Genomic DNA, 13,509 nt, shown 5'->3' with positions numbered 1-13,509 from the left:
CTGGCTTTTCAGCTTCATTTTTTATCAGAAGTCGACCTTTTCACTGACGGAAACGTTTTATGAATCAACTCTTTATCGTACTCAATAAAATTGCCATAGCAACGATGAAACGCTCCGAAATTGTCGGTGCTGTATTCGTATTGGCGATTGTTTTTATGATGATCATTCCGATGCCAACCGCTTTAGTAGATTTCCTAATCGCGCTAAACATTAGTTTGTCGTCTCTATTGATTGCCCTTGCGATGTACTTGCCAAGCCCTTTGGCGTTTTCTTCGTTTCCGGCGGTACTGCTTATCACAACCATGTTCCGGTTAGCTCTTTCAATTTCGACAACGCGTTTGATTCTACTTGAACAAGATGCCGGTGAAATCGTCGAAGCGTTTGGTAATTTTGTGGTGGGAGGCAACCTTGCTGTCGGGCTGGTAATTTTCTTGATCCTAACGGTAGTCAATTTTCTAGTTATTACAAAAGGCTCTGAACGAGTCGCGGAGGTCGCGGCCAGATTCTCTTTAGATGCCATGCCCGGCAAACAAATGTCGATCGACAGTGACCTACGTGCAGGTTTAATTGCACCTCAAGAAGCCCGCTATAAACGAGAGCAGCTCGGCAAAGAAAGTCAGTTATTTGGTGCAATGGATGGCGCGATGAAATTCGTAAAAGGCGATGCCATCGCCGGTCTGGTTATCGTCTTTATCAACTTGATAGGTGGCTTTTCTATTGGCACATTGCAGCACGATATGAGCGCTTCAGACTCGATGCATTTATATTCTGTTCTTACGATCGGTGACGGGCTGATTGCTCAAATACCTGCGCTGTTAATTTCCTTAACAGCTGGCATGATCATTACACGTGTGGCACCAGATAATCAGGAAATAGACGCAAACATTGGCCGTGAGATGGCACAACAAATCAGCAGCCAACCAAAAGCTTGGATTATCGCAGCCTGCGGTCTATTAGGGTTTGCGATTTTACCGGGAATGCCCACTCTTAGCTTTATCTCTCTCGCTTTTGTTTTTATGTTATGCGGTGGTTTTCAGCTTTATAAAGCAATGAAAATCAAACAGTACCAAGAGCAAGTATCGGCTCAAGCAACAACGCCTGCTGAAAATGGAGACGAAGATTTAAGACGTTTTAACCCTTCACGACCTTACTTATTACTTTTCAACCCCATTAGAAGCACGCCTAACGACCCTTTTACCGTACAATTAATACGTGAAGCTCGGCGCTGCCGAAACCGCATTGTTGACACCTATGGCATTACTCTTCCGTCGTTTGATATTGATTATGATCCGTCACTTGCCGAAGACGAATTTTGCTTTTGCGTATATGAAGTCCCTTATATACGTGCGACCTACTCTCCGGACTTGGTCGCATTAGACGCATCGACCCTTTCCGAAGATGAGATAAATCACGGCACCGCTGGTACACCGGAGCGCGATGAGGAGCGCTGGCTTTGGGTGCAAGCAAATACCGCACTGGCACAAGACGAATCGTACACCCGAACACTCCCTATTCGCCTTATTTTGGAACGAATGGAACGGGCTTTTTTTGCGACAGGTCCTCAATTTATCGGTCTACAAGAAGCGAAAACCTTCGTGAGTTGGATTGAAATGGAGCAACCTGAACTAGCTCAAGAGTTACAGCGGGTCGTTCCGACTTCTCGGTTTGCATCTGTTCTAAAACGTTTGGCAGCAGAAAGTGTTCCCTTGAGAGCGATACGACCTATCGCTGAGGCATTAATCGAGCACGGTCAATATGAACGAGACACTGGAGCCTTAACAGATTTTGTTCGGATTGGCTTAAAGGCACAAATATGTCATCAGTATACATCTGACTTGGGAATGCATGTGTGGCTACTGACACCTGAAGCAGAAGAAACGCTACGCGACTCTTTAAGGCAAACACAAACAGACTCGTTTTTTGCCCTTTCTCGAGAAGCAAACCAGAGCTTAGTAGAACAACTTCGAAACGCTTTTCCCATTTTAGCGGCGCCCGTTCCTGTATTGTTAGTCGCTCAGGATCTACGCCGAATTCTCAGAAATTTATTACAAGATGAGTTTAACCATATTCCAGTGTTATCATTTACGGAGCTGCAATCCACTTCTCATGTGAATGTTTTAGGACACATATCTTTAGATGGCTAACCATAACAATGAAATTCACAGTGCACATACGCAAACCAAGGACTCAGGAGATGTAAGTCGCAAACTACCTGATTATTTGTTTACTATAGTCTTCTTACTTACCCTCGTTCTCAGCTGTATTGCTGTTTTGTCTGAACGACAGCATCAAATTAACGATGCTAAAAGAGACGTCTCCATCACAATTCGCTTGCTTCAAGACCACATTTCAGATCTTCAACACGATGAAGCATGGCGCCCTATTTTCTCTAAAGACAAGCAGCATATCATCAACGTGATGGACCATATCCGAACTGAATTGAATTGCCGCCTGTACATTGTCGACGAGAACAGCACTTTATTGTTTAAAGACAGTTTACTAGGGCCTTTTGGCAGTGATAACGGACAGCAGTTGACTCTGATTCCGGCGCTAAGAAATGCCATTGAAAGTGTCATTATTAATGGAGGAACAGCCACCTACAAAGAATCTTCTGGTACCCATCTGATATCATCATTGCCACTGTCACCTAGGGCAACGCTAATAGGCGATGCTCAACTACCAGCGTGGTATACGGCTTTTTCCTACTCGTTCTTCATTACATTAATCATAGGGACAATTGGCGCGATTGTAGTTCGTTATGTTATCCAAAAAAACTCGCGACTTTGGCGTAGACAAAGCCTAGCTCAATCCATTATTGATCCTCTTACCTCACTGCCTAACAGAAGGGGGTTCGAGCTACTCTCTAAACAAGTATTGTCTTGTCCAGAGCAACGAAGCAAAGGTCTATATCTGGTGGTTGCAAACATAAACAATCTACACGGGATGAATACACAGTATGGGCTAGACGCTGGCGATACGTTAATTCGTCAAGTTGCGGCCAGTATCCGACATTATCTGCCCAAAGAAGACATATTATGTCGTTGGAGTGGCGATGAATTCTTGGCGCTTGTCCGCTCTAGAGAGCTCAATACGATTGACACGTTTTGTAGGAATATCTCTTCAACCATTAACAAGCAGGACTTCATTTTATCGGGAGAACGGGTTCCTTTGTCCATCAAGATCGCTGACCACAAACTGAGCGCTGATGAACAACTGTCTTCCGCCATTGTAAAACTGATAGATAAACTGAGAAATACGAAGCACGCTGTCTAAAACTAAGAAAACAGTGCCTCGTATCTCCCTGACTACATCCGATTTAGAGCATCTAAAGTACGCTCTAAGGCACCTTGATTCTTCTCAGCGTAGGCCAATGCTCTGCGACCAACATCGATACATTTATCGCGTTTATTTAAAGAGAGAAGAGCATCAACCAAGCTTTCTGTACTTGAAACCCGTATTGCCCCACCTTCTTCGACTAAAGATTGGCTGATTTCTAAGAAGTTGAAGGTGTGTGGACCAATTAATATCGGTTTTCCTAAGACTGCGGGTTCAATAGGATTATGGCCTCCCCGTTCTATAAGGCTGCCCCCGACAAATGCCGCATCTGAAGTTTGATAATAATGCATGAGTTCACCCATGCTATCACCGATTAAAACATCAACTTCGCACCAATGTTCAATCGCATTTCTAGACCGCATTTCGACACTATCAAAGCGCTGCTTCGCAAGCTCTGCGACCGCTTCAAAGCGCTCTGGATGCCTGGGAACCAAAATGAGTAACGCCGTAGGGAACTGCTCTTTTATCTTCTTATGTACCGACAGCAGAATTTCATCTTCCCCTTCATGTGTACTCGCACCAACCCACACAAAGCGTTCTTTGCCAATTGTTTTGCGCCAATGACATTCGAGGACATCGTTTGTTGGCGTGATATCAAATTTTATATTGCCCGATACTTCTACATTGCTAGCGCCAAGCTCTTTAAACCGAGCCGCATCACTTGGATGATGAGCGAGAAATAAATCCGGTAATGAAAAAAGTTGATTTGAAAATGACGAAAATCGTTTGTAATTATTCGCAGATTTCTCACTCATTCGCGCATTAATAACACACGTCGGGATATTCTCTTCTTTTAACCGCTTTAATAAATTAGGCCACAATTCCGTTTCAATAATTGCCATCTTCGAACAGCTTAACTTATCCAGCGCCTTGTTTACGTATGCAGGGTAATCCATCGGTAAATATCGATGGATTACGGCATCACCGAATTGTTTCACGACCTGTTCAGCACCCGTAGGCGTCACCGTCGTCACCAATATTTTTTGCTCGGGGTGAGTGACAATCCAACTTTTCAGCAACGCCTTCGCCGCCAAAACTTCGCCGACCGACGCACAATGCAACCAAAAGCCAACATGGGTTTCTGGCCAATGCCCAAGCGCTTCATCAATTCGATAGTTCACATAATTTTTTTGATAGCGCCGAACCTTTTTCATTAACAAAGGCTTTAAGCAGGTTAGTAACAATTGATACAACCACATAAAGAACGTCTGACCTTACTTACTCTGCGAACTGCTGTTTATGAAGTAATGCGTAAGCCCCGTCTTTTTCAAGAAGTTCGCTGTGACTCCCTACTTCGACAATTTCACCGTGATCAATCACTGCAATCATGTCTGCTTTTTCAATTGTCGACAGACGATGGGCAATTGCTATGGTTGTTCTATCTTCCATAAGCGTATCCAAAGCCTGCTGTATTGATCGCTCTGACTCACTGTCTAATGCAGATGTGGCTTCGTCCAAAATAAGAATAGGCGCATTTTTTAAAATGGCACGAGCAATGGCGATACGTTGGCGTTGACCGCCCGAAAGCAACACGCCGTCTTCACCCACGACGGTATCGAACCCATTCTCTAACTCTTCTATGAAACCTAACGCATTTGCGGCTTTCGCAGCGGCAATCACATCTTCCTCGGGTGCGTTTCGTAATCTGCCGTAAGCGATATTTTCGTGAATGGTTCCATTAAATAACACGACGTTTTGGTTAACGAGTGCGATTTGATCACGAAGCTCGGTTAAAACGTAGTCTTGAATGGCGTGGCCATCTATTAAGAGGTCTCCCCCTGTAATATCGTAGAAGCGCGGTATCAAACTAGCAATGGTGGACTTACCACCACCCGAACGTCCAACCAACGCCAATGTTTTACCTGCTTCTAGGCTCAAGCTGACACCATCAAGTGCAAGTTTGTCCGCTGTAGGATATTGAAAACTCACATTATCCCAACGGATTTCACCTTTCAGCGACTGAACTTTTCGCTTGCCTTGATCGACTTCCACATCCATATCGATGAACTCAAAAATACTTTGAGCCGCAGCGATACCTTTTTGAAGAATACTATTCACTTCCGTTAACTGTCGCATCGGTTTACTCAACATCCCCGCTGCCGTGATGAAAGACACGAAATCTCCAGATGACATGTTGTCACTAAAAGTAGGGTCAAGCGCTAACCAAATTAAAGCGGAAAGAGAGATCGCAACTAAAAATTGAACAATGGGCGTGTTTAACGCTTTTGTCAGCTCCATCTTTAATTGCGAGCGACGGTTCTCATAAGCAGCATCTCGAAAACGCGTGGTTTCGTAATCGATACCGCCAAAAATTTTGACGACTTCTTGACCTTTAATGGCTTCCGATGCGACATCAGTGACGCCACCCATAGCACCCTGTATACGTTTACTGAGTTTCCTAAAACGTTTAGAAGCATACGATACAACAAGCCCAATAACGGGAAGAACAACGAGAAACAATAGCGACAGCTTCCAGTTGATATACACCATATAAGAGAACAAACCAACGACTGTAAACCCTTCGCGAAGAATGACTTTTATCGCAGACGTTACAGACCCAGTCACCTGCTCCGTATCGTAAGTGATTTTCGAAAGCAAACGCCCTGTTGGCATACTGTGAAAATAGTTAGACGGTAACAAAAGCATTTTATCAAACATGCTTGTTCGAAGATCGTACACCACTTTATTGGCAATCAACGCCATAAAATAGCTGCCTAAAAACGTCCCAAGCCCTCGAATTACAAAGATTCCCAGAATCGCCATCGGAATTAGCAACCTATTTTCGGCAATTTCGTTATTAGAAACGACGTCAACAATGTGTTTTAGAATCCACGCTTGAGCAGGCTCCATCGCCGAATACAAAATAAAGCCAATAATGCTTAATGTAAAATAAAACCAAGAGGCACGCACGTAACCCAATAGTCGTAAATAAATATTAAATCCGGAATCTGCGTTTACTTCGTTTTGAGCGTCTTTCGAAGAGACTTGAGCTTCGGTTTGCATTTACCCATTCGCCTTTTCGATAATGGACGTTGTGGAGTAACCATCAACAAAAGTAAGCACTTTAACTTCTCCACCGCTACTTATGACATGATCTGCGCCGACAATACTGTCAACAGTATAATCACCACCTTTAACAAGAACATCAGGCGACAGTGCTTCTATCAACTCCTTTGGTGTGTCTTCATCAAACCAAGTGACCCAATCAATCGCCCCAATGCCTTCCAATACCGCCATTCTGTGCGTTAAATCATTAATCGGGCGTTTATCGCCTTTTAAACGTTTTACCGATGCATCCGTATTCACGGCGACGATTAATCGATCCCCTAGGGCTTTTGCTTGCCTCATATAAGCGACATGCCCAGGGTGTAAAATGTCAAAACAGCCATTGGTAAACACAACTTTCTCACCGTTGAGTTGAGCAAGCTTAATTTGCTCCGAAACGAGCTCAGGAGACAACACGCCAAAATTTGTGGAGCGAGAACGCGCAAACATAATTGCTTCTAATTGTTCAGCAGTAATCGAGGCGGTACCTAACTTTCCTACCACAAAACCAGCCGCTTGGTTCGCATACTCCACTGCATCAACAAAACGCTGACTGGTTACATATATCGCGGTTAAAGCTGCAATTACAGTATCCCCCGCGCCAGTCACATCAAACACTTCTTTTGCCGCCGTCGCCAATGAAAACGGGTTATGATTATCCTGCAGTAAAATCAATCCATCTTCACCGCGGGTAACAAGTAGCGCATCCCAACCATTTTGTGAACGAAGCTGATTACCTTTTTCGACGATTTCCTGTGAACCACTGCACTTACCTACAATTGCTTCAAATTCACTGAGATTCGGTTTGACCAGAGTTGCTCCCTTGTATATGGAGAAATCATTGCCTTTAGGATCAACAAAGCTAGGAACGCCTTGCTTATTAGCTTGGTCAATCAATCGAGGGACGTCGGCAAGACACCCTTTGGCATAATCGGAAAAAATAACGGCGTTCGCATTCGGCAAACACTCTGTCACCGCGGCTAAAACTTGTTCGTTTTGTTCTAGCGTGTCGTCACGCTCTTCAAAGTCAAGACGAATTAGCTGCTGATGGCGACTAATCACACGAAGCTTGGTAATGGTCGGAAGCGATGGAGAATATACAAAATGGCAGTTTACCCCTTCTTCTTCCAGCGACCGTTTAAGGATGTCTGCATTCTCATCTTCACCTACGACACCGATCAGAGTGACGGAAACCCCGAGTTTAGCTAAGCCTAAGGCTACGTTCGCTGCTCCACCAGGACGATCTTCAATGTTAGAGACTTTAACAACTTGAACGGGCGCTTCAGGAGAGATCCGGGAAGTTCCGCCATGCCAATAGCGATCCAGCATGACATCGCCAACAACAAGTATGTTTTTATCTTTAAAATTTAAGTAAGAAGAGTTCATAAATGCTTTAATCATCGATTTTTAAAGGCCGACATCTTATCATAGACGCGCCCTAAGTTGGACTCACTGAAATCATCTAAATCTGAGCTTGCAAAAATATGTTTCAAAATCTTCTTAATTCTTGCCAAAATGCGTTTTTCAATGACATTTTAGGAAATTGGCAGGTACACGCTTTCGATCCGGCAAAAGGATTTAGCTTCGAAAGTATGAAACACAACTGGGAAAGAAATGAAGTTGGTCGTGTTCGCTTGTTGACCCAATGCCGCCAATTGTACACATTAAGTCATGCTTCGTTATGTCATCAAGATACCGTCAATACTTCACTCTTAGCGCCGCTATTCGAATTTATAATTTGTCATTACTGGCAAGATCAACGATGGATATTCTCATTAAACGATGACCTTGATGTTTTAGATACAAAAACCGACGCCTATGCAATGGCGTTTGTTCTTCTATCGTTTAGCCACTACTATCTGGCGACAGAGGACAAGCGAGCAACACAGTACATCAAAGCTACTCACGATTTTTTACAAAATCACATGCGCTCTGAGTTCGGTGGCTTTGATGAATGCTACCCTTTAGATAGACAGTTAGTACGACGCCAAAATCCTCATATGCATTTGTTAGAAGGCTACCTAGCAGCCTACAAAGCAACTGAGGAACCAGAATATAAAGATCAAATAGATACACTTTTAGAGCTTGCGCGCGACACTTTTTTCGATCCAGAAACCTCGACCCTAAGAGAATTTTTCCAGAGTGATTGGAGCATCCACCCTTCAGACGGTCATCTTATTGAACCGGGTCACCACTTTGAATGGATATGGCTACTTCACGAAGCCAATAAAGTCTCACCTAATCCTATGAACCTGAACATTTCAAAATCGCTGTGGTCAGTCGCATCGAAATATGGCGTATCAGATTCTAGTGGCGTGTTTAATCAAATTCATGCAGAAACTTATGAAATACTGGATGCCGAAAAACGTATCTGGCCGATAACAGAATATTTAAAAGCACTATGCGTCATTGAGTTAAAGAACGATGAAAAAGTGAAGCGTTTCGAAAAAGCCTTAGCGTTTTTAAAAAACCACTACTTTACCAACGACGGTAGATGGAATGAGTATTTAGATAAACGAGATATACCAAAAGACTTTCCTCTGCCCGGCACGACTACCTACCACATTTTCTTAGGTCTACACGAAGTGATAAACTGGTCACAAACTGAATTTACCAAATAGGATTTCGCATCATGTACATAGTAACCGGCGGAGCCGGATTTATCGGCAGCAACATCATTAAAGCGCTTAATGAGCAAGGGATTACGAATATACTTTTAGTTGATGACCTGACGGACGGGAAGAAGTGCCTTAATTTGTCCGATCTAAATATTGCTGATTATATGGACATGTACGACTTTCTGGAGCTAATTAAAGCCAACGCTTTGAATATGAAAGTAGATGCCATCTTCCATGAAGGAGCCTGTTCGGCGACGACCGAATGGAATGGAAAATACGTAATGGACGTTAACTACCAATATTCAAAAGCAGTTTTACACTGGTGTCTAAAAAACAAAGTGGCGTTCTCTTATGCATCTTCTGCTTCCGTTTACGGTGCAGGACCGATATTTAAAGAAACACGAGAACACGAAAAGCCGCTGAATATGTATGCGTTCTCTAAATTTCAGTTTGATCAATACGTTCGAAATATACTACCTGAAGCAAAGTCACAAATTGTTGGTTTTCGTTACTTCAATGTGTATGGTCCGCGTGAAAATCACAAAGGCTCAATGGCAAGCGTAGCCTTTCATTTGCGTAATCAAGTCCTTGCAGGTGAAAACCCTAAACTGTTTGGAGCATACGACGGCTATGAAGCGGGCGGTCAAAGTCGCGATTTCATCTACGTAGAAGACTTAGTAAAAACCAAGCTCTGGTTCCTTGAAAACCGCGATAAATCGGGTATTTTCAACCTCGGAACAGGTAATGCAGAACCTTTCAGAACCATTGCTGAAACGGTAATAGAGCACTATAAGAAAGGCGAAATCGAATACATTCCATTTCCCGAACATTTGAAAGGCGCCTATCAGAGCTTTACACAAGCAGACATAGGAAAACTAAGAGACGCTGGATACACAGGGCACTTTAGAAGCCTTGCTCAAGGCGTGAAAGATTATATGATTTGGTTAGATTCTCGTGATTAAGTATTTAATTGTTGGCCCTTCTTGGGTGGGCGATATGGTAATGGCTCAAAGCCTATTTATTCGCTTGAAAGAGCTTGAGCCCAACTGCATCATCGATGTCATTGGACCAAATTGGTCTGTTCCCATTTTAGCCCGTATGCCAGAAGTTCGAAACGCGATAAGTTTGCCAACAGGGCACGGTGAATGGGGCATATCCACTCGACGCAATTTAGGAAAATCGCTTAAAAGCGAGAAGTACGACAAATCGATAACGCTTCCAAGATCGTGGAAATCTGCACTTGTGCCGTTTTTTGCTTCTATACCGCATAGAATTGGATTTCATGGCGAGCAGCGCTACGTTCTTTTGAACGAGCGCCGTAAACTTGATAAAAGCATCTTAAATCAAACAGTAAAGCGCTTTGTCTCACTTGGAGAAGAGCAACACAATGCTTACCCTCCTAGCGTATTGCCAGAGCCTAAATTACTCGTAGATTCCGAGAATCAGTCAAACCTCTACAAAACACTGGACCTTTCGAGTAAACCTGCGATTGCCCTAATGGCCGGTGCGGAATTTGGACCTTCTAAACAATGGCCAATATCCCATTTCAGAGAAGTTGCTAAAGCCTCACTTCAAAAAGGCTATCAAGTTTGGACACTTGGAGGACCAAAAGATTCGGAGGATGGGGACAGAATAATTGAAGGTCTTGGAGATGACGCAAAAAATCTATGTGGCAAAACCAAACTCGTTGACGCGATCGATTTACTCGGTTCAGCAGAACTTGCCGTCAGTAATGATTCAGGACTGATGCATGTGGCTGCGGCAGTAGGCACCAAAGTTCACGGGATATACGGCTCCACCAGCGAACTGTTTACACCTCCTCTAACAGACAACAAGGTGATCCATAATTTACACCTTGAGTGCTCACCATGTTTTAAAAGGCAATGTCCATTAGGGCATACCAATTGTCAGAATCAACTTCCTCCTAGTGAAGTGAGTCAACACATCACTTTACTTAATTAGAACAAAAGCAGCCGACTGATAGCATTTATTAACTGGCTGTTTTTTTCCGTTCATATAAGAGCAATTGTTAAATAAAAAACCGCTATTATAAAGCAATCATTTAATTAAGTATAAAAAGTCGGTTTTACCGAATTCATAAAATGAGTTAATGTATAGCGTTCTTTAAGTGATGATAAAACTTCTTGATACGGAGCTTCTAAAAAATCAGACAAAGCCCTATCTTCTTGACCATATACATATACATTGTTTCTATGATAAAAATCATATTCCTTGATTCTAAAGTCTGTTGTAATTAGTTTTTTATTTAAAAATAAAGCCTCAATCACCCTCAAAGTAAAGCCACCTTGACTCCCTTGAACTACATCTACTAGAACCTCACAATCGTTAGCTCGCTTTAGATACTCCTTAAAATCAATATATTTATCAGTCGTTAAATCTAAAAATTCTGGGCTATATTTTTTACGGCGATCCCTTACTATATGAAAGTTCGTTTCCACGTTATTGCACGATAAATCTGACATAATTTTCATTAAAATAGGTAGGCGATTTTTATCTACACCCGAAAAAAAAGCACCTTTTCCACCTAGTTCTTTAGATATTAGCTTTTCGCTATGAATTTGATTATGAAATTTAAACCTATATTTAACTGCATCATGCCTATCAAACGTCCATACTTCGATATTCCGTTTCTTAATATACTGAAGAAAAAAAAATTTATTCTTAACAGTCATAGAAGACAAAGGGTTCCATAGCCACACTATAGGCTTACCAAAATTCACTCCTATATAATCAAGTGTGACAATATTTTCAATAGAAAATGAAACCACAATTTTATCAAATTTCTTATACTGAGTGCGTGAAAGCAAAGAAGTTATTTTAGCAAAGGTTCCTTTTCCTTTTATATATTTTAAATCACTCTCACAGATAACTTTATGATTAACATCATCTAAGTCTGATAAAACATACTTAGATACGTCAAAATCATTTGAGAAAATAATAGTATCGCTCATAAATATTCAGATACCCCCTTCTTACAAAAAGAAAGATTCTCTGAAACTGTCTTCAAATAAATATCATTATTTATTTGAAGCTGAGCCCTGCTATTTTCACTATGGTAAATATGATATCCCACAGCTTTAAATTTTAGATAAAGCCGAGACAACCCTGCATTTAGAAGTCTCACAACCATTTCACTGTCCTCCCTTCCCCAACCTTCAAAAGCTTCATTGTATCCATTTACACGTATCGCATCTTCTCTCCAAAGAGCAAAATTACAGCCTCTTGTGGACCTATCATTGTTTCTAATTGTCGTAAATATGCGACTTAAAATGAGAGAATCAATCATATTATGTCGATTTCTAATTCCCTTTGAAAAAATACAAGGACGAACACCTTTTAATAAAAGGTTCTCACTCACTTCTTCGCCGAGTAGAACTCTCCCTCCTTGAACAAAATGACCTTTCTTAGCATTTTTTATATGAGATTCTATGAATTTGGGGGGTAAATACATATCGCCATCTACAATGACGATATAGTCTCCTGACGCTTTTGCAATTGCTTTATTTCGGCTCGCAGCAAGTCGAAAGCCACAGTCTTCTTGCCATGAGTGAATTAAAGGAATGGTAAATTTTAAGATAAAAGAATCAACCACTTCTTTAGTATCTTCACGAGAACCATCATCCGCTACGATGACCTCAAAAGGCATTATTTTCTGAGAAAGTATACTATTTAGAGTAACAGAAAGAGCATCCTTCCAATTATATGTCGTGACAATTAAAGAAACTTTCATTTCTATTTTTTTCCTCTAAGCCAAAGATCTATATATTTATAGAACGTTGAATGTGCAGCAAGCCAAGCTAGAATAAAACCATGAGCGCCATCTAAGAAGCCTCTTTTGATAATGTACATTTTGAAGAAACATGCAAACGCATGTAATAAAGCCTTTGATAAAGAAGAAGACTTGCCTTCTCTATCATCTGCCCATGCTTTCAAATACGAAGTCGTTTTTAGCGAATAATGGTGAAGGCTTTCATAAGTATCATGGAGCAAATAGCCGGATAATTTTCGTTGAGGAATATCCTTAGAGGAAATAACTTTTTCATGTACTAATGCATCATTATAAGATGCTATATCTCTCGGAAACAAACGCACAATCCAATCGGGGTTCCAACCGGAATAATGAATTTGTTTTCCAAATGCGCTACTTAATCGATTACATTTAAATAAAGCAGGTTCACTAGTATCAATTGCTTTTAATATACTTTCTTGCAACTTCTCAGTAACGACCTCATCTGCATCAATTGCAAATACCCAATCAGTTTTAAGGTAATTTTGGGCGATCTGCCGCTGTTTTCCAAAGCCTTTCCAATCACAATGAGAATAGACATCATTCGTATACTTCTTCGCGATATCTAATGTACTATCAGAACTCCCAGAGTCAACAATAACTATCTGATCAACCCATTGACACAAAGAGTCTAGACACGCCTCTAGCTTACTTTCTTCATTTTTAACGATGAGCAGAGCCCCGACCGTTGACATAGTTATA

General features: G+C 41.7%; 11 protein-coding genes. 5 read left to right on the top strand and 6 right to left on the bottom strand.

The window, feature by feature from the left end:
* Nucleotides 1-59 precede the first annotated feature (59 nt).
* Complete coding sequence (gene sctV, locus DFP79_RS14255) at nt 60-2,144, top strand: type III secretion system export apparatus subunit SctV (protein WP_133504619.1); 2,085 nt, start codon at nt 60-62, stop codon at nt 2,142-2,144.
* Nucleotides 2,137-3,273, top strand: a complete 1,137-nt coding sequence (locus tag DFP79_RS14250) for a GGDEF domain-containing protein (protein WP_133504618.1) — start codon at nt 2,137-2,139, stop codon at nt 3,271-3,273. The genes sctV and DFP79_RS14250 overlap by 8 nt, the downstream gene beginning before the upstream one ends.
* Nucleotides 3,274-3,305: 32 nt before the next feature.
* Here the strand turns inward: DFP79_RS14250 and DFP79_RS14245 are convergent, their stop codons facing one another.
* From DFP79_RS14245 to hldE, 3 genes are all read right to left on the bottom strand, one after another.
* Nucleotides 3,306-4,490 carry a 3-deoxy-D-manno-octulosonic acid transferase gene (locus DFP79_RS14245; protein WP_243730280.1) on the bottom strand — a complete coding sequence of 395 codons (1,185 nt, stop codon included), beginning with the start codon at nt 4,488-4,490 and terminating at the stop codon, nt 3,306-3,308.
* A gap of 64 nt (nt 4,491-4,554) precedes the next feature.
* A complete protein-coding gene (gene msbA, locus DFP79_RS14240) occupies nt 4,555-6,339 on the bottom strand; it encodes a lipid A export permease/ATP-binding protein MsbA (RefSeq protein WP_133504616.1) in 1,785 nt (594 codons plus the stop codon).
* Nucleotides 6,340-7,767, bottom strand: coding sequence for a bifunctional D-glycero-beta-D-manno-heptose-7-phosphate kinase/D-glycero-beta-D-manno-heptose 1-phosphate adenylyltransferase HldE (gene hldE / locus DFP79_RS14235; protein WP_133504615.1), 1,428 nt, complete (start codon nt 7,765-7,767; stop codon nt 6,340-6,342). It lies immediately after the preceding gene.
* Nucleotides 7,768-7,865: 98 nt separating this feature from the next.
* Here hldE and DFP79_RS14230 point away from each other — a divergent pair, with 98 nt between their 5' ends.
* The 3 genes from DFP79_RS14230 to waaF are packed head-to-tail and all read left to right on the top strand — an operon-like array spanning nt 7,866 to nt 10,961.
* Nucleotides 7,866-9,002 carry an AGE family epimerase/isomerase gene (locus tag DFP79_RS14230; protein WP_133504614.1) on the top strand — a complete coding sequence of 379 codons (1,137 nt, stop codon included), beginning with the start codon at nt 7,866-7,868 and terminating at the stop codon, nt 9,000-9,002.
* Nucleotides 9,003-9,013: 11 nt separating this feature from the next.
* Entirely contained in the window at nt 9,014-9,961 is a 948-nt protein-coding gene (rfaD, locus tag DFP79_RS14225; RefSeq protein WP_133504613.1) for an ADP-glyceromanno-heptose 6-epimerase, read from the top strand.
* On the top strand, nt 9,954-10,961 hold the full coding sequence (gene waaF / locus DFP79_RS14220; RefSeq protein ID WP_133504612.1) for a lipopolysaccharide heptosyltransferase II: 1,008 nt from the start codon (nt 9,954-9,956) through the stop codon (nt 10,959-10,961). The genes rfaD and waaF overlap by 8 nt, the downstream gene beginning before the upstream one ends.
* Before the next feature lie 104 nt (nt 10,962-11,065).
* Here waaF and DFP79_RS14215 read toward each other — a convergent pair whose 3' ends face one another.
* Genes DFP79_RS14215 through DFP79_RS14205 form a run of 3 tightly spaced genes read right to left on the bottom strand, consistent with a single transcriptional unit; the run spans nt 11,066 to nt 13,502 of the window.
* Nucleotides 11,066-11,971, bottom strand: a complete 906-nt coding sequence (locus DFP79_RS14215) for a WaaS/CpsH family glycosyltransferase (RefSeq protein ID WP_133504611.1) — start codon at nt 11,969-11,971, stop codon at nt 11,066-11,068.
* Nucleotides 11,968-12,750 carry a glycosyltransferase family 2 protein gene (locus DFP79_RS14210; protein ID WP_133504610.1) on the bottom strand — a complete coding sequence of 261 codons (783 nt, stop codon included), beginning with the start codon at nt 12,748-12,750 and terminating at the stop codon, nt 11,968-11,970. Before DFP79_RS14210 ends, DFP79_RS14215 begins: the two co-directional genes overlap by 4 nt.
* Before the next feature lie 2 nt (nt 12,751-12,752).
* Nucleotides 12,753-13,502, bottom strand: coding sequence for a glycosyltransferase family 2 protein (locus tag DFP79_RS14205; RefSeq protein WP_133504609.1), 750 nt, complete (start codon nt 13,500-13,502; stop codon nt 12,753-12,755).
* Nucleotides 13,503-13,509 lie beyond the last annotated feature (7 nt).

The organism is Marinomonas balearica (genome assembly GCF_004362145.1).
Lineage (GTDB): Bacteria > Pseudomonadota > Gammaproteobacteria > Pseudomonadales > Marinomonadaceae > Marinomonas > Marinomonas balearica.
This window is presented reverse-complemented; position numbering and strand designations above follow the sequence as displayed.

Excerpts from the sequence above, each read along its gene's own strand:
- sctV (WP_133504619.1), top strand. The coding sequence starts at position 60 with ATGAATCAACTCTTTATCGTACTCAATAAAATTGCCATAGCAACGATG.
- DFP79_RS14250 (WP_133504618.1), top strand. The coding sequence starts at position 2,137 with ATGGCTAACCATAACAATGAAATTCACAGTGCACATACGCAAACCAAG.
- DFP79_RS14245 (WP_243730280.1), bottom strand. The coding sequence starts at position 4,490 with ATGAAAAAGGTTCGGCGCTATCAAAAAAATTATGTGAACTATCGAATT.
- msbA (WP_133504616.1), bottom strand. The coding sequence starts at position 6,339 with ATGCAAACCGAAGCTCAAGTCTCTTCGAAAGACGCTCAAAACGAAGTA.
- hldE (WP_133504615.1), bottom strand. The coding sequence starts at position 7,767 with ATGAACTCTTCTTACTTAAATTTTAAAGATAAAAACATACTTGTTGTT.
- DFP79_RS14230 (WP_133504614.1), top strand. The coding sequence starts at position 7,866 with ATGTTTCAAAATCTTCTTAATTCTTGCCAAAATGCGTTTTTCAATGAC.
- rfaD (WP_133504613.1), top strand. The coding sequence starts at position 9,014 with ATGTACATAGTAACCGGCGGAGCCGGATTTATCGGCAGCAACATCATT.
- DFP79_RS14215 (WP_133504611.1), bottom strand. The coding sequence starts at position 11,971 with ATGAGCGATACTATTATTTTCTCAAATGATTTTGACGTATCTAAGTAT.
- DFP79_RS14210 (WP_133504610.1), bottom strand. The coding sequence starts at position 12,750 with ATGAAAGTTTCTTTAATTGTCACGACATATAATTGGAAGGATGCTCTT.
- DFP79_RS14205 (WP_133504609.1), bottom strand. The coding sequence starts at position 13,502 with ATGTCAACGGTCGGGGCTCTGCTCATCGTTAAAAATGAAGAAAGTAAG.